This window comes from Paenibacillus sp. FSL R7-0163, assembly GCF_037969975.1.
GTDB lineage: Bacteria > Bacillota > Bacilli > Paenibacillales > Paenibacillaceae > Paenibacillus_AQ > Paenibacillus_AQ odorifer.
In genome coordinates this window covers 829,615-850,450 of record NZ_CP150224.1, presented here as the reverse complement: position 1 = coordinate 850,450, position 20,836 = coordinate 829,615, and the positions used below count along the sequence as shown (strand labels likewise).

Below are 20,836 nucleotides of genomic sequence, written 5' to 3'. Positions count from 1 at the left end.
TTCTCCGTTGCTGCGGGCATTATTGCGTTCTTCGCTTAACCCACTACGATATTTACAAGCTTGCCAGGAACCGCAATGATCTTGCGTACGGTTTTACCTTCTACTGCTGCACTCACATTCGGGAGTGACAACGCATGAGCTTGCATCTCTTCTTGACCCATATCCTGCGGGATCAACGCGCGTTGTACGATTTTACCATTTACCTGAATAACGATTTCAACCTCAGCATCCACCGTCCATGCTTCATCATACGTTGGCCAAGCCACGTAGCTGATACTTCCTTCGTGACCGAGCAGCTGCCACAGCTCTTCAGCGATGTGAGGCGCCAGTGGTGACAACATTTGTACGAAGTGTTCAGCAGCTTCTTGGGACAAAGTTTCTTGCTTATAAGCATCGTTAATAAAAATCATCAACTGGCTAATTGAGGTATTGAAACGCAGATGCTCGAAATCATCAGTGACCTTCTTAATGGTCTTGTGCCAAGTGCGTTTGAACTCGTCAGTGCCACCGTCTGCTGTGATTTTGGTGCTCAGCTTACCATCTTCACTCACGAACAGGCGCCATACACGGGACAAGAAACGGTGAACTCCTTCTACACCCTTTTCATTCCAAGGTTTGGTTGCTTCCAGAGGGCCCATAAACATTTCATACACACGTAGTGTATCTGCACCAAAAGCTTCCACAATCTCATCCGGGTTGATGACATTTCCGCGTGATTTACTCATTTTTTCATTATTATTTCCAAGAATCATACCTTGGTTAACCAGCTTATGGAAAGGTTCTTTTGTTTCAACAACGCCGAGATCATAAAGCACCTTGTGCCAAAAACGTGCATAGAGCAAGTGAAGCACGGCATGCTCCGCTCCACCAATATACAGATCTACTGGAAGCCATGCTTTTTGCTTCTCAGGGGAGCACAGCTCTTGATCGTTTTTCGGATCAATATAACGCAGGTAATACCAGCAGCTGCCCGCCCATTGCGGCATGGTGTTCGTCTCGCGGCGAGCCTTCATGCCAGTCTCAGGATCAATAGTTTCCACCCACTCTGTTACATTCGCAAGTGGAGATTCCCCTGTACCCGAAGGTTTGATCGCATCTACATCCGGCAGTACCAGCGGCAGCTGATCAACCGGAACAGTCTTCATTGTGCCGTCTTCCAAATGCAGAATTGGAATGGGCTCTCCCCAGTAGCGTTGGCGGCTAAACAGCCAGTCACGCAGACGATAGGTTACTTTGCCTTTACCTACGCCCTTTTCTTCCAACCAAGCAATCATCTTCGCAATCGCTTCTTCATTCTTGAGTCCATTCAGGAAATCAGAATTGACATGCGGACCATCTCCGGAATAAGCCTCTTCTTCAACGTTGCCGCCTTGAACGACTTCCACGATATTCAGGCCGAATTGTTTAGCAAATTCCCAGTCGCGTGTATCGTGACCCGGAACTGCCATGATTGCTCCCGTTCCGTAACCAGCAAGCACATAATCTGCAATCCAGATTGGCGCCTTCGCACCATTCACAGGATTAATTGCATATGCGCCTGTGAAGACACCGCTCTTCTCTTTTGCCAAATCCGTACGCTCCAGATCGCTTTTACGAGAAGCTTTTTCACGATATTCTGCCACAGCAGCACGCTGAGCTTCAGTGGTAATTACATCAACAAGCTCATGCTCTGGTGCCAGTACGCAGTAACTTGCTCCGAACAGTGTATCTGGACGTGTAGTAAACACGGTCAGGTTAGCCTTGTGACCTTCAATGTTAAAGTTCACTTCTGCACCTGTTGATTTCCCGATCCAGTTGCGCTGCATATCCTTGATGCTTTCGGACCAATCCAGTTCTTCCAGATCCTCCAGCAAACGCTCAGCGTACTCTGTAATTCTCAGAATCCATTGACGCATCGGTTTGCGCACGACCGGGTGACCGCCGCGCTCACTTTTACCATCGATAACCTCTTCGTTGGCAAGTACCGTACCCAGTGCCTCACACCAGTTAACAGGTACTTCTGCTACATAAGCCAGGCCTTTGTTATACAACTGGATAAAAATCCATTGTGTCCATTTATAATAATCCGGATCTGTCGTGCTGATCTCGCGGTCCCAATCGTAGGAGAAACCCAGCGATTTGATCTGACGGCGGAAATTATCAATGTTCTTATCGGTAAAATCACGTGGATGCTGGCCGGTATCCATCGCATACTGCTCTGCCGGAAGTCCAAAAGCATCCCAGCCCATCGGATGCAATACATTGAAACCGCGCATCCGCTTGTAGCGAGAAACGATATCCGTTGCTGTGTAACCCTCTGGATGACCTACGTGCAGTCCTGCACCTGAAGGATACGGAAACATATCCAGTGCATAAAAATTGGGTTTTTCAGGATCTTCTCCTGTCTTAAAGCTTTTGTTCTCATCCCAGAACTTTTGCCATTTCGGCTCAATAGTCTGCGCCCGGTAACCACCAGCGGGTGTGCTATTTGTTTGATTGTCGCTCATTGTCTGCTCCTCCTTGGAGTGTTACTTCTTAGATTTCTTATTTCTTAACCAAGCATATACACCTTCGGTGTCCTTATAAGGACGGTAAGCGTTTATGCGGGAAATATAAGACATGAAGTATTGCGTGAAACGTATACTCTCTTATATTTACAAAAAAACCTCCCATCCCTAGCGTATTATCGCTAGGGACGAGAGGTTATAATTCCCGTGGTACCACCCTAGTTAGCGGCGAATATACTTTATTCTGCCACTCACTTTGCACCCTTTAGCGGGGGTGAGGCGACGGCGGTTCATTCATGACATCCATTATCTCTTATGGATATCCTGTAAACTTGCACCGTTACTCCGAGGTGAGTTCACTCTGTTCCGTTAACCGACTCGCACCTTAGTGTCGGCTCTCTGCAATAACGGTATAGAATTAATACTCCTCATCATCGAACAACTATATACTGAGTCATCAGTAATATTCCCCAACATTATATACAAAACTGTTATCAATAGTCAATGATTATCCCTTTATACGGGCTTTCGTTTGATTAAAAACGCCATAAAGTGTTGAATTACGACTTTTGCAGCTGCAAAGAACGGTACAGCAAGGATAAGTCCAATCATCCCTGCCAGTTCACCACCTACCAGCAATGCGAAGATAATAAGCAGCGGATGCAAATGTAGCGTCCTGCCTACGACCTGTGGAGAAATAATATTGCTCTCCACAATTTGGCATAAAGTGTTTACCACAGCAACCAGTAGAACTAATCGAAAAGAGACGGTCGAAGCCATCACAATGGCAGGTGCAGCCCCTAGAAAAGGACCCATATACGGAACAATATTAAATACTGCCACCACACTGGCGAACAGTAAGGCATAAGGCATTCCGACGATGGCATAGCCGATATAGGCAAGCACACCTATAATGATGCAGACCAGAAATTGTCCGCGAATGTAATTGCCGAGCGCAGCATCGATATCTTTTAACAAAGTAACAATAGACTTGCGGCGTGCGCGGGGCAGACAAGAGACCACCGTCCGTTCAAATACGTCAAAATCCTTCAAAATATAGAACACCAGAAACGGCACGATAAAAGCATTGAACAGCAAGTTAATCGTTGTCCCTATATTATCGAGAAAATGCGAAATCCCTTCGGCCAGACGATTCTCCAGTTGAAAAAACCAGTTGTTCATCCCCATTTCAACCCCAGGCGGTATTAGCCTTGTATTCATATGGCTCATCAGCCCCTGGGCTTGCAGTGTGATCTCAGGCAGATGTTCATTTAATTCTTCAAGCTGCTCAATAAACATCGGGATAAGGTTGATGGCGATCACGGTAATCGCCGTTAGAAACACTGCATATATAAGTAGAACAGCTACGCTACGCGGCATCTTCCGTCCGGCCAGCATACTAACCACGGGATTCAGCACATAGGAAATAATCATAGCTGCCAGAAATGGAGCGAGGATTGCCTTTAAAAATACAAAAATCCCCTGCAGCATCGGACGAAGCAACCAAACAAAATACAAAATGATCAGGGATAGCAGCACTCCGATCATCCAGCGGAACCATTTACTTTGGGACCATTGTTCCATGAGAGTACCCTCCTGCGGTAGAGCCTGGACTAGCTTCGTAAATAAGTATATGTATGGCCGCAGCAAAATAACCATCAAACACACAAAAAAGCGTCAATAACCTTGCAACTGATTTCAGCTGAAAGGAAATTGACGCTTAAGTACATAGAGCAGTCTTGCTTACAAAGCAAGATTCATAGTTAAGACGACGCATGAATTTGCGGGAAATCCTGAGTCATATCATCCCCGGAGAACAGGTCGTCCAGCGAGCTTAGTGTGCCGTCTTCTTCAACTTGATAAACCGACATTTTTTCGCCATTTACCGTCAATTCGATGAAACAGCCCCAGCAATAAAACTGGTGGGAACCGATCTTTCCGATATCTTTGGAGTTGCAGTTTGGACACTTCATATAATACATTCCACCTATCCGTTAACAATATTAATGGCTTTTTGTAGCCGTTCTTCGCTCATCGCAGGAACCATTAATGCATTCTCACCAATGGACATCTCGTCAGAACAAGGCAGCCATTTGCGGCCTTCGATCAAATCAGTGACAAGCCCGTCACTAATTTCCAGCGCTCCTATTGTGTTTCCCAACTTTTGGTCAAAATAAACATCAGATATTCGTCCGAGTATAGTTCCAGTTGTAGTTAGCACTTTCAAATCCTTAAGTTTGTTCTTTCCAAGTAGAAAAGTACAAGGTATATGATCGGCATCTATCTTATCAATCGACTCTTTATTACGAATCATGACAGCATCCTCGCCGTAGGCCACAATATCTTCCCATGCCACAAATTTCACATGGCCACCAAAAAAAGATTTGCTTTCCAGTTCAATACCCGTAATATTCCAGTTTGAATCGAGCAAAATATCGACAATTTTGCCGATTGCGTTACCCTCTTCAACTTCATATACAGCCAAGCCGATCAGATCTTGAAGTTTCATGGCTGCTCGGTCTCCTCACTTTGAGTGTAATTACGAGTTCTCAAAAAGTGAAAGCCCGAATGATCAGGATACCTACCATAGCCTAGAAGTAACTAGTCTCTGATACGAAGCCGATTCAGAATGGTTTCAACTTTTCGAGCAACGTACTCAATTTCTTCAGTAGTATTACCCAAACCCATGCTAAATCGAATCGCTGACCCTAAAATATTTTCTGGAAGCTCCATTGCTCTCAGAACATGGGATATTTCCAGTGATCCTGACGTGCAGGCTGAACCGCTTGCTGCCGCAATCCCGTCCATATCCAGGTTCATCAGCATAACATCTGTTCTAGCTCCCGGGAAGCTCAAATTCAGTATACTAGGCAAAAAATGCTCGGTATTGCCGTTAATTGAATAACTTTCCCGTCCAATCAGCGCATCCAGCTCTTCAAGTAGTCTATTGCGCAGGAGCTGCACTTTTTGTCGACGTTCTGATAGACCTGTAACTGCTATTTCAACAGCCTTGGCAAATCCAGCAGTACCTGCTAAATTTTCTGTTCCGGCTCGTCTGCCGCGCTCCTGAAGGCCACCGTGGAGTCTTGGATGCAGCGGTGCTCCACTCCGCACATAAAGGCCACCGATCCCCCCAGGTCCATTGATTTTGTGAGCTGTAAAGCTCATGTAATCTACCGGAAGCTCCCGCAGTGTGATCGGTAAGGCACCAAGAGCTTGTACAGCATCAACATGGAACAGAATACCCCGCTCTCTGGCAAATTGGCCAATTTCCTGAATCGGCTGAACGGTTCCTACCTCATTGTTGGCATACATTACACTGATTAGCACTGTGTCTTCCTGCACCGCTGCTTCTACATCTGCAACGGATACTCGGCCTGTAGAATCCACAGGAAGATAAGTAATCTTAAAGCCTTCCTTCTCCAGCTCTTCGCAGGTATGTAGCACTGCATGATGCTCTATCGCAGAGGTGATAATATGATTGCCTTTCTGGGCAACAGCAGCGACAGCTCCATAGAGTGCTAGATTGTCACTTTCGGTTCCGCCGCCAGTGAACACCCACTCTTCCGGCGAGCAGCCTAAAAAGGCGGCGATAGTATCGCGCGCCCCATTTAATATTTTCTTGGCTGAACGTCCGAACTGATGTACACTGGACGCATTTCCATATTGTTCTGTCATTATATTCAGCATGACCTTGGCCACCTCCGGATGAACCGGGGTTGATGCGGCGTGGTCCAAATAGATGGTTTTCATCATTCATTTCTCCACTTCTAGGGTATAGGAAAACAGTTCGTTTTTAAGAACTATTAAATTATACCGCGCGAGAAGTTAGTTTTCCACAAACTAAAGAACACAATATTGTAATCAATTCCCTGCACAGGCTAAGGTAATGACAGCCAATTCTCTTCAGAGGTAACTTCTATGCCGTTTTTTCTAAGTAAAGCTGCAGTCACGCCGTTCCCAGCGATCTTCTTCCCTTTGAACTCTCCGTTATAAATCATGGTGCTGCCGCAAGAAGGACTGTTTTCCTTGAGGACTACCATCGTAGCTGAAACTTCTTGAGCTTTCTCAAGCGTAATATAAGCCCCTTTTAAATATAGTTCTGTTACATCTATGCCCGATCGGTCCACTACTTTAGCCGTTCCTGCAAGCACAGCCTCACCATCCCCGCCGACAATTTCAGCTGGCTCTCTAGGCGTAGAGAATCCCCCTAATAATTCCGGACACACAGCAATAGCTTGATTCTCATTCAAAAGCTTCTGAATTTTCTCATCCAAACAATCCGTGCCATTATATCTTACCTTCATACCAGCTAAACAAGAGCTTACCAAAATCACCTATATGCACCGCTTTCTTCATTCATTATGCTTCGTTTATAATAAGATACAACCCTTAACAGCCGTTCAAGCTAAGAAATATTTCGAGCATAACATGCTGATTACAAGCTGTAAACAAATCCAGCCTCAAAAACGACCGAATGGGAAGTGTATAAAATGTGCGGACGATATACGATAACCGTCACCATGGAAGAGCTGATGGTCAGATATTTTGCGAATGATTCAACCATTATCCACTATGCTCCAACATATAACGCAGCACCCATGCAGCAAATTCCGGCAGTCATTAACACAGGATCCAGCAATAAACTTGGGGAACTGCGCTGGGGTCTGGTTCCTTCATGGGCCAAAGATGACAAAATCGGCAGTAAAATGATCAATGCCCGGGCAGAGTCACTCCTTGAGAAGCCTTCTTTCAAGCGATTAGTAAGCTCCCGCCGCTGCATCATTCCATCTGATGGCTTCTATGAATGGAAGGTTCAGGGCAATAGCAAACAACCCATGCGAATCGTGATGCGCGATGGGGGTATTTTTTCAATGGCCGGATTGTATGATATTTGGATGGACCCTGAAGGTAATAAATTAAGTACCTGCACGATTATAACGACTACCCCAAATGAACTTATGGCTGAAATCCATAACCGTATGCCAGTTATTTTGAAGCCTGAGGATGAGCCAGAATGGCTGAGCCGGGACAATCAGGACGCAACTTCGTTAATAAAGCTTCTTAAACCCTATGATCAGCATCAAATGAGAGCCTACCCGGTTTCTACTGCAGTGGGAAATGTTCGGAATAATACGAAGGAATTAATCAATGAGATATAGAAAACAATATTATTCAAATGGTAGGAATGATTATCACCCTTTTATTGACACTAATTCTGACCTCGTTGTTTATCCATGAAAAAACATTTTAACCCTGCGGATTAACCGCAGAGTTAAGACCAGCGCCGCTCAATATGAATTCTGCGTCCCATCAATTGATGATACATCTGTAGAAATCTGTCTGCATACAGCTCAGAGGATAGGTTAGTCCGGATATGCCATTCTCCATTCATCCTGATTCTGGCCCGTAGTTCTGGATCATTCATTAAGGATAGAGCAGCAACCACAGCTTCATCCAGCTGCCCTCTAGTGTATATTTTTCCAGTGTGATTGTTAATGACGAGTCTACGAACGCCGTCTGAATCTGTAGTAAGTACAGGACAACGGCACAACATCGCCTCAGCAACCGCGTATCCAAACCCTTCCAAAATAGAGGTAGAAAGGAGCAAACCTCCCGAATCACCAATAATACTCATATAATCTGCCATTTGCTCATGAGGAATATTGGAATACGAAATCAACCGTGAAGAAATCCCCGTCTCAGCTACAAATTGATCAAAGCTTTCTTTTTGCTCTGGATCAAACAAAGTATCATCCTGAAAAATCCATAAATAAAGTTCGGGATGGATCGCCAGCAGCCTTTGCCCGATTTGCAGAAATTCCCGCCAATTCTTATTCGTTTGAATGCGTCCTACCCAGCCGAGGATAGGGAAACTTTTCGCGGGATAATTGGTATATCCAAACTGATCGCAATCGATCGGATCATCAAAACAATATTGTGGAATGGTTGGAAATCCGCCTTTGAAAAGCGCCTGCAAATGGGTTGTTTCTGGATACAGCAGTGCATCGGTGAGCCTGTAAATGCGCTCTGTAAAATTATTAACGACCTGCTCAGCTTCATCTAAGGTGCCTAAACCCTGCACTTCAAAAACAAGCGGCCCTTTATACCCGAACCCTCGAATCCGCTCTGCTAAGTTAATATCCGTACACACTACAATTAAGTCAAAAGCTTCACGAGCAAGCATTGCCCTGATCTCGTCATCGCTATTGGTAATATGCGTTTGAATGTTACGGATATTCTGCTGTCCTTTTCCATGGTGTGTATACAGTAAATGGCACTCTACACCGCGAGCATGTAACGCTTGGCAGCGAACTCGGTTCAGGGTTTGCATACCTCCACTCGGGTTATAAAAAGTGAACAAAATCTTCATTATGATCACTCATTCGCAAATTATTTTTAGGTAAAAGAGGTCTTCAACAAATCATACAGATCTGCGCTGCGAAACAGCTCATTATAATAGTGGCCTTTGGTCGATGGGACATGTCTGTGTCGAAATCCAATCAGGCTATGATCATCCGTATAGTAATTGGAAGTCGTATCCCCGCCCGTAGTTACCAAAGCTTCCAGCATGTACTCAATATCGAGCGCTCCTATAAAAACTTTTGGACCTAAAACTATCGTGAATGGAGTGGATAGTTGTTCTATAGCACTGCAAATCGCGTGTGACTCCACAGCTCCAGGCAGCCAGGCGAACGCTGTCGCAGGATGAGGTATGGTTTCCAATAGAGCCGATGGCTGACGCGTAGTTGATAAATCCAACACCCGGCATTCATAATTGCTATACGTTTGTTCGTACAGATTCTCTATCCGCGTTATTTCATCCGCACAAGCATTCACTACAGGATATAGAACGGTAATCATCGCCGGAATTCCTCTGCGAAACCGTGCCTGATGGCGGGTCAAATGATAGGCATATCTCCATCTACGATGATTTTCAACCGAATGTAATTGGGCAGATACACTAAAGGTAGAATCCACACGATAATTCACCAGTTCCACCGGTATAAAGCGAATTTCACAATGTTCAGCCAGTCTCAGCCAGTAATCATAATCCTCCACCGGTTCCATTCCATAAGCTCCAACAAGCTTCGCAATCTGTGCTTTGTACATAAAAGAAACGCCAATAAGCGAGTAATCCAGCAATCTCTCTTTAGGCTGTGACTGATAATTACGCTGAGTAGCTAATTGATGTTCGTTATGAAGAAACCTTCCCTCGTTATCGATGCTTTGAAAAGAACTGTACACGATGCCTAACTCCTGTGGACCTCTAACTAGCGCCCCCCGAAGGATTTCGAGGAAACGGGGTTCATAAACATTGTCGCTGGAAACCCAACTTAGATATTGAATACTAGGCTCACTATACAAAAGATCAAAGCCGGTATTCAGTGCATGTGCTATACCCCTGTTCTGTACGTAAGAGATAACCGTTACCCTTGGATCTTCGACAATAATGGATCTCACGAGCGGTTCCATTTCAGGTGCACCATCGATCACAACAACCAGCCGAAAATTGGTAAAAGATTGGTGTAGAACAGACTGCAGAGCTTGCCGTAAGAACTCCGGCTTTTGGGTATACACAGGCATAACTACTCCTACATCCGCCATGATTTTTTACCTCTCTCTACATTGGAGTATAAAATCAGTATATTTTGATTCCTCCCATCTGACTGTGTGAATGCCCTTAAAATACTTTATTACGCCTAAAAAAGCAGCAATCGCCCTATTTCTTTCAGCGACTGCTGCTTAATGGTCTAAATATTACTATTATACAGGTATAGAAAGAGCGGTAATCTCCGTCATTTCAGATTGAAGCACCCGCTGATCGGTAACTAGATTTCCGAACTCATCCAGCCCATAAACAGAGGTGACTACTTCTGCCAAAGGATAAGGACTACTAATTTGCACCTCGTAAGCCAGATTCCCCCCAATGAAAAACTCTCTAATATCAGAACTCTTTGCAGGAACGAAATAACCTGTGACATAAAGCGGGGTAAGAGCTGGCAAGGAATATGGAACACCGAAGACTTCGACAATCATCATTGCACTCGCATTACTTGTGTTACGAACACTGACCACTACATTACTCGCTGCAGTACCAGTTGCTCTCGTATTCGTAATAAGACCTGTTGTATAAGGCATTTTCTCACTCCTCCTCTTGGTTTCTATCAACTTATTCAACAGCTAGCTTATAGTTGTGAGGCAAGAGGAGGGGTTAACACGTGGAATAATAGCCAAATAGACAGGTATACAGTTCCTTTCCCGCTTTTTTCATAACATAGATTAAAGATGAAAAAGGAGAGGTGACAATGACCAATTTCAATTTTCAGGTCACTACAGGTTTGCCACCAAAGTTTGAACCCTATGTTGCTGTGAATCTGCTTATTCCCGGGATCATGATTGCTGTAGCTGTAGACACTACAACCGGAGTTCCATTAATAGGGATGTATCGCTCGTTAGATGGCGGTGCCAACTGGTCACAAGCTTTACTGCCTCTGCCTCCAGGATTTACAGGGGCCGAAGCACCTGCTGTTGCGTACTCCTTTCCGAATACATTTGCCATTTCTGCACATGCTTTTCCAGGCGCTTCAGACGGAACAACTATATTCTATATTTCCACCAACAATGGTACTAATTTCAGCAGCCCTGTAATTGTAAGTAGCGGGTATGGAACCTACATTAATAATGACGAAACAAATATCACAATCGATGTAGGACAATCTAGCCCATATTTAGGAAATATCTATGTTTCTTACAATCATCAGTTCAATGTAGCTAACGGAGGTAACTCGACAGCTTTTCTTAGTCGATCTCGTGATAATGGAGCCACATGGGACACTCCCATCCTGCTTTCCAGTGAAGCTAATCAGGTAGAACGTCCCGATGTGGCTGTGGATTTGATAGGCAGCGTGTATGGAGCATGGATTACGACAAATCCGGAATTCCGATTTGTGATCAGAACTTCTTTGGATGGTGGAACAACGTTTGGCGCCCCTGTTCTTGTGTCCACGATCGTACCTGTGCCCATAGTCCTGCCCGTTCCCGGCTATGCTTTTCGGGTCTTAACATTTGCGAATATTTCAACCGATCGATCAGTCGGACCCTTTACCAACCGTGTGTATACCATCTGGCAGGATTTCCGCCAAGGGTACTCTGATGTATTCATGTCCATTTCAAACGACAGGGGCATGACTTGGAGCACTCCCGTTAGTATTACCGGTGCACCCGCGGGATCTCAGAACTTTTTTCCTGCGATCGATGTCGACCCTTTGACGGGCGTAGTAAATGTGATCTATTACAGCAATCAGGTTAACGGATTTTTGCTAGATGTATATGTTGCGCGATCCATTAACGGTGGACAGACATTTACCAACACTAGAATAACTAACGTTTCCTTCGATCCGAATGCTGGAGGTACAGGACCTGTAACCTTAATAGGGGATTATATTGATATCACTTCCGTTCCGCCTGGAGGATATATCGGCGTATGGACAGATACTAGTCCGGGAACACAGACTATTTTTGCGGGATATTCCGATGTAGTTATTACTTGATTGGGGCTGGCTGCCCACATCATAAAAAGTCTATTGCCGGGGATTAGGCGATAGGCTTTTTAGTGCAGGTAATGAAAAAGAAAATATTTTCATGAACTTGAACGCTGTTACGCTGAGCTTTCGCATCCGCATCATCGCCGATTCCCACTCTGGCAAGATCCATAGCATACTGGGCTTTGATATTACATATGTTCGATTTTTCAGTTAAAAAACCTTCTCTAATAAAGATCCAAAAGCATAACCAAATTCATATGTATTTCTTACCAGACTCTCCATTCCCTGAACTAATAACGTGACGCCCTTAAGCATTAGAGTAAAAATAAATATCACACCAAACATTCGAAATACTCCCATTCCTTTCTCGTGCCTCCAACGATAATTCTTGCCCATTTTAAAACACCTCATTTTGAGTATTATTATGTTAACTACGTCTCATTACGGGCTCCTATGTATTTCACATCATCCGTATAAAATCTTCTTACTAGAATACTAGATTTGGAACATTATGTATACCAATGCAGAGGTCATCGGGTGATTTCTGCCTTCTCATAAGTAAATAAGCACAAATGTTCGCATATAAAGAATAATAGTGTTAAAATAAAGTTATACTATTCCTAAACTAAAGCCTAAGGAGTCTTGCCAAATGAGTCAAAGAGTTGCCTACAATGAAGTTGCACCTGAGGGTATGAAAATCATGATGGATATGGAGATGTACACCAAAAAATCTACGATTAATCGGACTACAAGAGAACTTATCAAAATCAGAGTTTCTCAAATTAACGGATGTGCTTTCTGCATAGATATGCATACATCCGAAGCTCGTAAAATGGGTGAAATCGAACAACGAATTTATTGTTTAAATGTTTGGGAGGAATGTACTTTTTATACACCTGAAGAGAAGGTTGCTCTCGAACTATCTGAGCATATTACGCTAATCCCTTCCAAAAGAGTTCCTGATGAGCTATATAAACGAGTACGTGAACAATACGATGAGAAACAATATATTGATCTTGTACTGGTCATTAATCAAATCAACAGTTGGAACAGAATTTCTATTGCAATGGGAAATACACCCGCAGAACAATAATTACCCTCAAAGAACACCTTAGGGTGTTTTTTTTATTCTCCGCTCCGCACGTTCCACGGCTCCGTTGATATATAGATCATCACATTAACATGCCCTGCCAGTATTATCACTAGCAAGGCATTTTTTCATGCGATCGCGTTGGGTTAGTTCAATAACAATTGCTGATTTTAGTACTCTCTTTTATTTCCCTTCTTTACGTATTCCCACTCAACCTCAACATTTTTCCTAACCCTTTGCAAGAGTTGAAACAATACTTCCGTTTCTTTTTCAGATAATCCTGCTAACGCAACCAAATCGGTATGTTCCCCTTCTCTCTTCAGAAAAGAATAGGCTTGTTTACCTTTTTCAGTTGTGAATAACCTTTTTATTTTTTTGTTCGTTTCATCGTCTTTCTTTTCAATAAAACCTTGGATTTCAAGTTTCTGAATCGCACGCGCTGCTGTTGTTCGGTCCACCTTTATCATTTCCGACAGCTTTTCTTGAATAATACCTGGATTCTCATATATCCGGACCAGATATAAATACTGCCCCTTTGTAAGCTCTAATTCCTTGAACTCTATATTACTTATGGAATCTAATGCCCTCGCTATCATTCCAACTTCACGAAGTATCTCCTTCATTCAATCACCTACCAGTTCCAATAATGTTGTATTTACAACAATATTGATTATATATATACTTATAATTGTCGTTAATTCATTATGACGTTTTTCCTAAAAAAAACAAATACAGAATGGAGTAAGCAAGAATGAATCTTAAAAGAATTACACTAATCGAGGAACTTGAAGCTGCATTTTCAATAAGAAAAAAAGTATTTGTTGAGGAACAAGGCGTACCCCTTAATGATGAATTTGATGAATTCGATACGCTGAATGGAGAATGTGAGCATGTTCTCGCCTATTATGATGGGCAACCAGTTGCCACAGGAAGGATCCGCTTTCTTGATGGATTAGGTAAGTTAGAGCGTATTTGCATCCTAGAACCTTATCGTAAATTTGGAATTGGGAAAAAAATTATTTCTGCATTAGAAGAGATCGTGGTTGAAAAGGGGCATCAAAAGGTTAAATTGCACGGGCAAACTCAGGCAGAGGGGTTCTATAAGAAACTTGGTTATCGGGCTTCATCTACTGAATTTATGGAGGATGGCATCCCTCATCTTTTAATGATTAAAGATCTTTCTGCTTCAATAGAATGAAGAAGTTTAGTGTAACTACGTTTTCCATTTTCACTTGCGGAATTTTCATCTTAACCCTAGGCGTTTCACTAACAATAATCTCCGATCTTGGAGCGTCACCTTTTGATGCACTTTTAGTCGGTCTATCCCAAAATGTCGGTCTTACAGTAGGCAGTTGGGAAGTGCTGATCGCATGCCTATTGATTGGATGTAATTCATGTTTATCCAAGCAAAGACCAGAATTATTAGGGTTGGTAACTGCATTTATAGCAGGCATTGGTATCGATATGTGGCTTTTTTTGTTAAACAATCTGATCGAGCCTAATCTGTGGATCAGTAAAATCGCCTTTTATGGTTTAGGCTTAATCGCAATTGGATTAGGTACATCCATTTATTTGTACGCAAATTTCGCACCGATTCCAGTGGACCGACTAACATTAGTACTGCAAACGATAACTAGGCTTAGTATACTATTTACTAAAACAATCATTTATCTGGTTTTCTTATTTGCCGCCATTATTTTCAATGGGCCTATTGGGATTGGCACTCTACTTACCATTTGTTTAGGCGGCTTAATTCTTAATTACTTTATGCCACTTATACAGAAAGCCTTGGACCGATTGCTACAACATACAACAGCGGACTCCGCTAAAGAAATATGATATATAGAGCAAACCATAATCTTATCATTGGGAGTGAATAATATGGAGTTTAGAATCGATAACTTAACCGGAACCGAAATCATAGCATTGATCAGTGAACATCTGCAGAGCATGTTTGAGCAATCCCCGCCAGAGAGTGTACATGCGTTGAATTTAGATAAATTAAAAACACCTGAAATTACCTTCTGGAGCGCCTGGGAGCAGGGCGAACTCTTAGGTTGCGGTGCTCTTAAAGACCTGGGTAGCCATCATGGTGAAATCAAATCCATGCGTACTTCTACCAAGCATCTTAGGAAGGGCATTGCATCTAAAATGCTTGCCCATATCATTAAGGAAGCTAAGCAACAAGGCTATCGGCGGCTGAGCTTAGAAACCGGATCCACTGAAGGGTTCGAAGCAGCTAGAAAATTATATGAACAATATGGATTTGAATACTGCAGTCCGTTTGCAGATTACATTGAAGACCCCTATAGTGTTTTTATGACGAAAGAATTATAAGCACTATGGAGATGCTAATTTGACTACTAATCAATGGATACCGATTCTCGCAGCGTTCATCGGAGCCTCTTGCTGCTGGATCGCGCTCTTTAATAAGCGTAAGAACAAATAGAATCGCAGATAAAAAAAGACTCCCAAATGGGAGCCTAAACGTTGACACATTTTTTTTTGGAATATCTTTCATTCGAGGACTAAATATAAAACATGTAATTGTCAGCCAAACTCTCTTCTTTGTAGTTAATCAAATCATAAAGTGTTGTGGAATCCAGCACATCGGCAATGCTGTCACGAATACGCAACCATAAATCCCGTTTCGCTGCATCGTCCTCTTCCGTGAAGTCTACAGGAGAGATAGGGCCCTCCAGCACACGGATGATATCACCGGCAGTGATAGCGTTCGCCTCACGCGACAAAATGTATCCGCCATATGCTCCACGAATACTTTTTACAAGCCCTGCATTGCGCAGAGGAGCAATTAGTTGCTCCAGATAATGCTCGGAAAGACCATTTTTCTCAGCGATACTCTTAAGTGAAGTTGGTCCTTCACCAAATTTCAGTGCAAGCTCCATCATAATTGTTAGTCCGTAACGACCTTTGGTTGATATTTTCAAAGGGGCACCTCTTTCAGTTTAATGTCTGATTATTGTATACTATTGATTCGGCAAGTCATTTTGATTGTCATATCAAGGTATTCCGATAATTACTCTCAGTTTATGTTATCATATCCGAAGTCACAAATGAAATGGTAAACGAAACATTTTACGAGAATGTTCACCCCAGGTGGACATTTTGTTGTTTCCAGTCTCTTATTTCAGAGGTTTAGAGTAGACAGGTATGTTATAATACATTTTGAGCCGGGTGTTCCATGAATGACCGGTATTTTGGGTACAGAAATGGTGATTACGATGACAAAAGCAAAACAAGACACCCGTGTCGTCGTCGGCATGTCCGGAGGGGTCGATTCCTCCGTCACGGCGCTTCTGCTCAAGCAGCAGGGCTATGACGTCATCGGCATCTTCATGAAGAACTGGGACGATACCGACGAATTCGGAGTATGTACGGCCGAAAGCGATGCAGAGGATGTTCGCCGCGTATGCGAGCAGATTGATATTCCTTACTATACCGTTAATTTCGAGAAGGAATACTTTGATAAGGTATTTTCTTATTTTCTCGATGAATATAAGGCCGGCCGGACGCCAAATCCTGACGTCATGTGCAACCGCGAGATTAAGTTTGGAGAATTTTTGAACAAAGCTCTTCAGCTTGGTGCCGATTATGTCGCAACTGGACATTACGCACGTGTTATAGAAGAAGATGGTGTGTACAAGCTGCTCCGCGGCGTAGACAACAATAAGGATCAAACCTATTTCCTGAATGCACTGGGGCAACATCAACTCTCTAAAACAATGTTCCCTATTGGACATCTGCCGAAACCTGAAGTGCGGAGAATTGCTGAAGAAGCAGGACTTTACACTGCCAAGAAAAAAGATAGCACAGGCGTCTGCTTTATCGGCGAGCGCAACTTCCGCGAATTCCTCAGTCAATATCTCCCGGCACAAGCTGGCGATATGGTTGACATAGTAACTGGAGAGATCAAAGGCCGCCACGACGGACTTATGTATTACACGTTAGGCCAACGCCAAGGCCTTGGTATTGGTGGCTCTGGCAACGGCGAACCGTGGTTTGTAGCTGAGAAAGACCTTAGCCGCAACATTCTTTATGTAGTACAAGGAGACAAGCACCATAGCCTGTACTCTACTAGCCTGATTGCTTCCGGTGTTAACTGGATTGACGGTCAAGAGCTTGGGCAAGAGCCGCTGAAATGCACCGCCAAGTTCCGGTATCGCCAGCCAGATCAAGGCGTGACCCTTACAGCGCGTGAAGATGGAACAATAAATGTAGCCTTTGATGTTCCACAAAAAGCTATCACACCTGGTCAAGCCGTTGTCTTCTATCTCGGCGAGCAATGTCTCGGCGGCGGAACGATAGAATACGCGCAGAAGGTTGTTCCTTCAGCACAAGTGTGAATGTAAGCCAAGCTTCTATAAAAGCCTATCTACAAGTAATCGTAGTAACTCACAATATCTAACTAACATACCAAAAGCACGAAATAGTTGTATTTAATACAGCTATTTCGTGCTTTTTTATTTCTTTTTGGGTTTTAGTTGTATATTGTACAGTTAAACTGAGCTTATACCTCAATAAATACCCATATACTGATAAATAGTTGTATGAAGTGCAACTAAATTACGTTGGCGCGGCTAGGGTGTATTTTAGTTGTAGGAAATACAATTAAAATGGATATGAAGCCACATTTAGTCGCAGTCGCTAACTAGCCAATTACTAAAAAAAGCCCCAGCCAAATGGCTAGGGCTTCCCTTATTTAGACTTTAAGGCTCAAGTCCCCATGCTAGATCACCATTCAAATACAACAGCACATGATTCCATTCCGTGTACGATGTTTTGGCAGGATCATAAGAGTAGTCTCCAACCTCGTTGTAATTGCTCCAATCCGTTTTGTTGACCCGGATCTGGATATCACCCGTGTTGGCTCCCGGTGCAAGACTGCCTGCACCTGCGCCGAAGGAGATTTCTAAATAATAATCCGCTCCAGTTTTGGCAGGGTCCACCTTCACGAATGTTCCCTGTATATTACTTCCACCGATGTTAGCATAGTCAACATTAAATTGTTGAGGTTTATCGCCATCAATCGTGTAATAATACCGCAGCTTTACATCGCTAAGCGCTACAGCCGTATCCCCATTGTTAACAATTTGCAGCTGCGGGCGGAACTGATTATCTCCCGGATTGGTATCACTTGTCCGGTATTTCACCAGCAAATCTCCTTGTACCGGAATCGGCACATCAATAGGCTTGGCATGAACCTCAAGCGAATTTGGGCTCTCTCCAACCACGTTGGAAGCACTAACTACGTAGTAGTAATCCGTACCGTTAACCACTGAAGCGTCATTGTAAGTCGCCTGAGTGACAACAGCCACATCGCTGTAAGGGCCACCAGTTGTCGCAGCTCTTTTCACAGTGTAGCTAGTAGCTCCAGTTACGTTGTTCCAACTAAGATCTACAACTTTGTTACCAGCGACCACACTTGGTTTGGAAGGTGCTTTTGGAGCTACTGGCTCAGTAGGCACACTGCTGTTGATCAGTCGATCGTATTCAGCATAAGCAGTTGCCATATCTACTTGCGACCAGAAGCGATGGTAGGTAAATTCAGGGGCTCCATTGTCCCAAGTTTTAGTCACTTTATTAAAAGAAGTATTGTATTTGTCCAGCAAATATTGCCACTTGGAGTCATTCACGATATTTGGACGGATATCGGTATAGCTTGCGTATACCCCGTTTCCGCCTTTAGCTGGATCGGAAGGCACTGTAGATGAACCAGGGATCGTATTTCCTTGGCCGAATGTACCTGTCCAACCGCTTGGGAAATAGACTTCTTTAGTGAAATAGCGAGAATAATCTCCACGGCTTTCGGTAGTTGCAATACCAACTCCATCGTTATAACCCCATGCCGTGTCTAACAAAGATTTAGCCAGTACCTGAGCCTCTCCTCCCAGAGTACTGTAGCTGCCATGTTCAGCTTTGGTGCCAGCCGCATAGAAGGTAAGTGCCTTAATATAGCTGCCCAGTACACCTGTATCTTGGCTTGGACTCTTAGTTACGGCTTTCAGGTTACTGTTTGCTGCAGAACCACTGAAGCCATTCCACGTATTAGGTTGTCCTGTCCATTCCACATTACCTGGAATCCAGAACTCTCCTGGTGCAGAGACTGTTGCCACTTGTGGGTTGTCTCCTCCAAGAATTCGATTACCTTGACTGTTCAGGTAGTAACCTTCAGCATCCGTAACTGGACGTTTGTTGGCAAAGGCATAATCTTTAGACCAATCTACCCAATTTTCTATAACTTGTTTTGCCATTTGAAAGTTTTCAGATGTAGTGTCTCCGTTAGAAGCAAGGATATAGTACAGCTCTGCTACCCGCTCCACACTCCATGCCTGCATCCCGAACCAGTTATTGGATGGAGGATCGTGGTAGACTGGAGCTTCGTCATATGCCATGCCATAAAAAGTACTGGTTCCGGCTGGATAAGCCTTGTAGGCGCCTTGATAACTATTGGTCGCTCCTCCGGCAATTGCCCCTTCAGAGGACTGCAGCCAAGTATAGAATTCCAATTGACGTTTCAGAGAATTTTCCCAATCCTGTCCAGCTGTAGCTGATGACGGGATCAGACCACCATCCGAATCAGAAAGTGCGTAGGCAGCCACGACATTCTGATACCCTTGGTGGGCATGGCTCGCCCCGATTCTCCAAGCCCAGTTTCCTGTAGCTCCAAGTCCACCGCCCCATGCGGTATACCAAGCCAGAAGATATTGATTGGAATCTTTGCCAGTCCCGGCATCAGGTGTGCCGTCAGTAGCTGCACTTCCTACTTTTTGGAAGTATTTATCATACCGTACCGCAGGAAATCGCCCATTTTCTTAGCTTTATTCAAATACACTGTATTGTTGTAGCCGAGCTCTTTAGCCCAGTACATTGCTTGTACTGCCCGTGCATCGGCATCTGTAGCATTCGTGTAACGCCATTGAGCGGAAGGCACGTTAGCTTCTTTTGTGAACAGGCTCATGAAGCCTTCGTTTGCTTTTCCGAACGTTTTGTCATCTTGAGACGGGTGAGGGACCGCCTCCCAAACGGACTCTTGTTCACCCCGTTGGAATGTATTCACATAAGCGGCTGTATGCGTAGGATTCAGCAAGTTGCCGAAGCCGTACCAGTTGTCCACGTCTACCAGCCAGTGCATCAAGTAGGTCTGGTTGTTGCCATACGTCGCCTTCAATTCAGCATCTAGCGGATCTTTACCTGCTGTATACTGGCCACCTAGCTGACTTGGATACTGATCCGGCTGAGCATGCTCCGCTGCATACGTAGCCGGGCTGTTCGGATTGTAATAACTCATGGTTGGCTGTTCTTCCTTGCCATCACCTTCGTTAATAGGGATGATATACTTCTCCATGTTGTCCCAAGCTGATTCCAGCTTAGTCCAGTCCCCTGTGTGATAACCATAGAGTACCTCAAGCCACATCCAATAACTGTAAGCTTCTGAGGTCGTCATATGTCCGTAATCAGGGGCTTCACTCATCAAGGTCTCTACCGCATGATAAGGTACTCCTTCAGCAGAGAAATAACCATTTGCGGGGTCTTTTAGCTGCGCATATAATTGCAGAAATCGCGTCTGCTCCGTAGTAGAAGCGTGAGCAGTCTGAGGTCTAAAATTAAATAGACCGGTCATGAGTGAGAGAAACAGGACTGCGGCCATCATTACAGAAACAGGCTTCTTTATTAAGCTCAATTTCATCATC

19 protein-coding genes and 1 pseudogene are annotated in these 20,836 nt (G+C 43.9%); 7 read left to right on the top strand and 13 right to left on the bottom strand.

The window, feature by feature from the left end; all coding sequences use genetic code 11:
- Window positions 1-35: 35 nt before the first annotated feature.
- The 6 genes from leuS to NST45_RS03610 form a co-directional block, all read right to left on the bottom strand.
- Window positions 36-2,486, bottom strand: coding sequence for a leucine--tRNA ligase (gene leuS / locus NST45_RS03635; protein ID WP_076141550.1), 2,451 nt, complete (start codon window positions 2,484-2,486; stop codon window positions 36-38).
- Window positions 2,487-3,002: 516 nt separating this feature from the next.
- Window positions 3,003-4,070, bottom strand: a complete 1,068-nt coding sequence (locus NST45_RS03630) for an AI-2E family transporter (RefSeq protein WP_036677553.1) — start codon at window positions 4,068-4,070, stop codon at window positions 3,003-3,005.
- Between the two features lie 179 nt (window positions 4,071-4,249).
- Window positions 4,250-4,459: a hypothetical protein gene (locus NST45_RS03625; protein ID WP_036677557.1), complete on the bottom strand. Its 210-nt coding sequence runs from the start codon at window positions 4,457-4,459 to the stop codon at window positions 4,250-4,252.
- Between the two features lie 14 nt (window positions 4,460-4,473).
- On the bottom strand, window positions 4,474-4,995 hold the full coding sequence (locus NST45_RS03620) for a PRC-barrel domain-containing protein (protein ID WP_038572961.1): 522 nt from the start codon (window positions 4,993-4,995) through the stop codon (window positions 4,474-4,476).
- Between the two features lie 92 nt (window positions 4,996-5,087).
- A complete protein-coding gene (locus NST45_RS03615; protein WP_076141549.1) occupies window positions 5,088-6,239 on the bottom strand; it encodes a cysteine desulfurase family protein in 1,152 nt (383 codons plus the stop codon).
- 128 nt (window positions 6,240-6,367) lie between these two features.
- Window positions 6,368-6,823 carry a DUF523 domain-containing protein gene (locus tag NST45_RS03610; protein WP_036677566.1) on the bottom strand — a complete coding sequence of 152 codons (456 nt, stop codon included), beginning with the start codon at window positions 6,821-6,823 and terminating at the stop codon, window positions 6,368-6,370.
- A 156-nt stretch (window positions 6,824-6,979) separates the two neighbouring features.
- Here NST45_RS03610 and NST45_RS03605 point away from each other — a divergent pair, with 156 nt between their 5' ends.
- On the top strand, window positions 6,980-7,648 hold the full coding sequence (locus NST45_RS03605; protein ID WP_036677569.1) for an SOS response-associated peptidase: 669 nt from the start codon (window positions 6,980-6,982) through the stop codon (window positions 7,646-7,648).
- Between the two features lie 113 nt (window positions 7,649-7,761).
- Here NST45_RS03605 and NST45_RS03600 read toward each other — a convergent pair whose 3' ends face one another.
- The 3 genes from NST45_RS03600 to NST45_RS03590 form a co-directional block, all read right to left on the bottom strand.
- The gene (locus NST45_RS03600) at window positions 7,762-8,859 is read right to left on the bottom strand and encodes a glycosyltransferase family 4 protein (RefSeq protein ID WP_036677572.1); all 1,098 of its coding nucleotides are present in this window, start codon (window positions 8,857-8,859) and stop codon (window positions 7,762-7,764) included.
- 26 nt (window positions 8,860-8,885) lie between these two features.
- Complete coding sequence (locus NST45_RS03595) at window positions 8,886-10,094, bottom strand: glycosyltransferase (protein ID WP_036677575.1); 1,209 nt, start codon at window positions 10,092-10,094, stop codon at window positions 8,886-8,888.
- 159 nt (window positions 10,095-10,253) lie between these two features.
- Window positions 10,254-10,628, bottom strand: a complete 375-nt coding sequence (locus NST45_RS03590) for a hypothetical protein (protein WP_036677578.1) — start codon at window positions 10,626-10,628, stop codon at window positions 10,254-10,256.
- 167 nt (window positions 10,629-10,795) lie between these two features.
- Here NST45_RS03590 and NST45_RS03585 point away from each other — a divergent pair, with 167 nt between their 5' ends.
- Window positions 10,796-12,040 (top strand): sialidase family protein, encoded by a 1,245-nt coding sequence (locus NST45_RS03585; RefSeq protein ID WP_051490984.1) that lies wholly within the window; start codon window positions 10,796-10,798, stop codon window positions 12,038-12,040.
- Between the two features lie 204 nt (window positions 12,041-12,244).
- Here the strand turns inward: NST45_RS03585 and NST45_RS03580 are convergent, their stop codons facing one another.
- Complete coding sequence (locus NST45_RS03580; RefSeq protein WP_155288181.1) at window positions 12,245-12,394, bottom strand: hypothetical protein; 150 nt, start codon at window positions 12,392-12,394, stop codon at window positions 12,245-12,247.
- Between the two features lie 289 nt (window positions 12,395-12,683).
- Here NST45_RS03580 and NST45_RS03575 point away from each other — a divergent pair, with 289 nt between their 5' ends.
- Window positions 12,684-13,127, top strand: coding sequence for a carboxymuconolactone decarboxylase family protein (locus tag NST45_RS03575; RefSeq protein WP_076141548.1), 444 nt, complete (start codon window positions 12,684-12,686; stop codon window positions 13,125-13,127).
- A gap of 167 nt (window positions 13,128-13,294) precedes the next feature.
- Here NST45_RS03575 and NST45_RS03570 read toward each other — a convergent pair whose 3' ends face one another.
- Window positions 13,295-13,747 carry a MarR family transcriptional regulator gene (locus NST45_RS03570; protein WP_036677586.1) on the bottom strand — a complete coding sequence of 151 codons (453 nt, stop codon included), beginning with the start codon at window positions 13,745-13,747 and terminating at the stop codon, window positions 13,295-13,297.
- Window positions 13,748-13,875: 128 nt separating this feature from the next.
- On the opposite strand from NST45_RS03570, the gene NST45_RS03565 reads away from it, so the two are divergent.
- Genes NST45_RS03565 through NST45_RS03555 form a run of 3 tightly spaced genes read left to right on the top strand, consistent with a single transcriptional unit; the run spans window position 13,876 to window position 15,461 of the window.
- Window positions 13,876-14,322 (top strand): GNAT family N-acetyltransferase, encoded by a 447-nt coding sequence (locus tag NST45_RS03565; RefSeq protein ID WP_038572966.1) that lies wholly within the window; start codon window positions 13,876-13,878, stop codon window positions 14,320-14,322.
- Window positions 14,319-14,963: a YitT family protein gene (locus tag NST45_RS03560; protein ID WP_038572968.1), complete on the top strand. Its 645-nt coding sequence runs from the start codon at window positions 14,319-14,321 to the stop codon at window positions 14,961-14,963. Before NST45_RS03565 ends, NST45_RS03560 begins: the two co-directional genes overlap by 4 nt.
- 42 nt (window positions 14,964-15,005) lie before the next feature.
- Entirely contained in the window at window positions 15,006-15,461 is a 456-nt protein-coding gene (locus NST45_RS03555) for a GNAT family N-acetyltransferase (RefSeq protein WP_076141546.1), read from the top strand.
- A gap of 191 nt (window positions 15,462-15,652) precedes the next feature.
- Here NST45_RS03555 and NST45_RS03550 read toward each other — a convergent pair whose 3' ends face one another.
- Window positions 15,653-16,072: an Rrf2 family transcriptional regulator gene (locus tag NST45_RS03550; protein ID WP_036677599.1), complete on the bottom strand. Its 420-nt coding sequence runs from the start codon at window positions 16,070-16,072 to the stop codon at window positions 15,653-15,655.
- A gap of 294 nt (window positions 16,073-16,366) precedes the next feature.
- Here NST45_RS03550 and mnmA point away from each other — a divergent pair, with 294 nt between their 5' ends.
- Window positions 16,367-17,488 carry a tRNA 2-thiouridine(34) synthase MnmA gene (mnmA, locus tag NST45_RS03545; protein WP_076141568.1) on the top strand — a complete coding sequence of 374 codons (1,122 nt, stop codon included), beginning with the start codon at window positions 16,367-16,369 and terminating at the stop codon, window positions 17,486-17,488.
- A 363-nt stretch (window positions 17,489-17,851) separates the two neighbouring features.
- Here the strand turns inward: mnmA and NST45_RS03540 are convergent.
- A pseudogene (locus NST45_RS03540) lies at window positions 17,852-20,832 on the bottom strand (glycoside hydrolase family 48 protein).
- Window positions 20,833-20,836 lie beyond the last annotated feature (4 nt).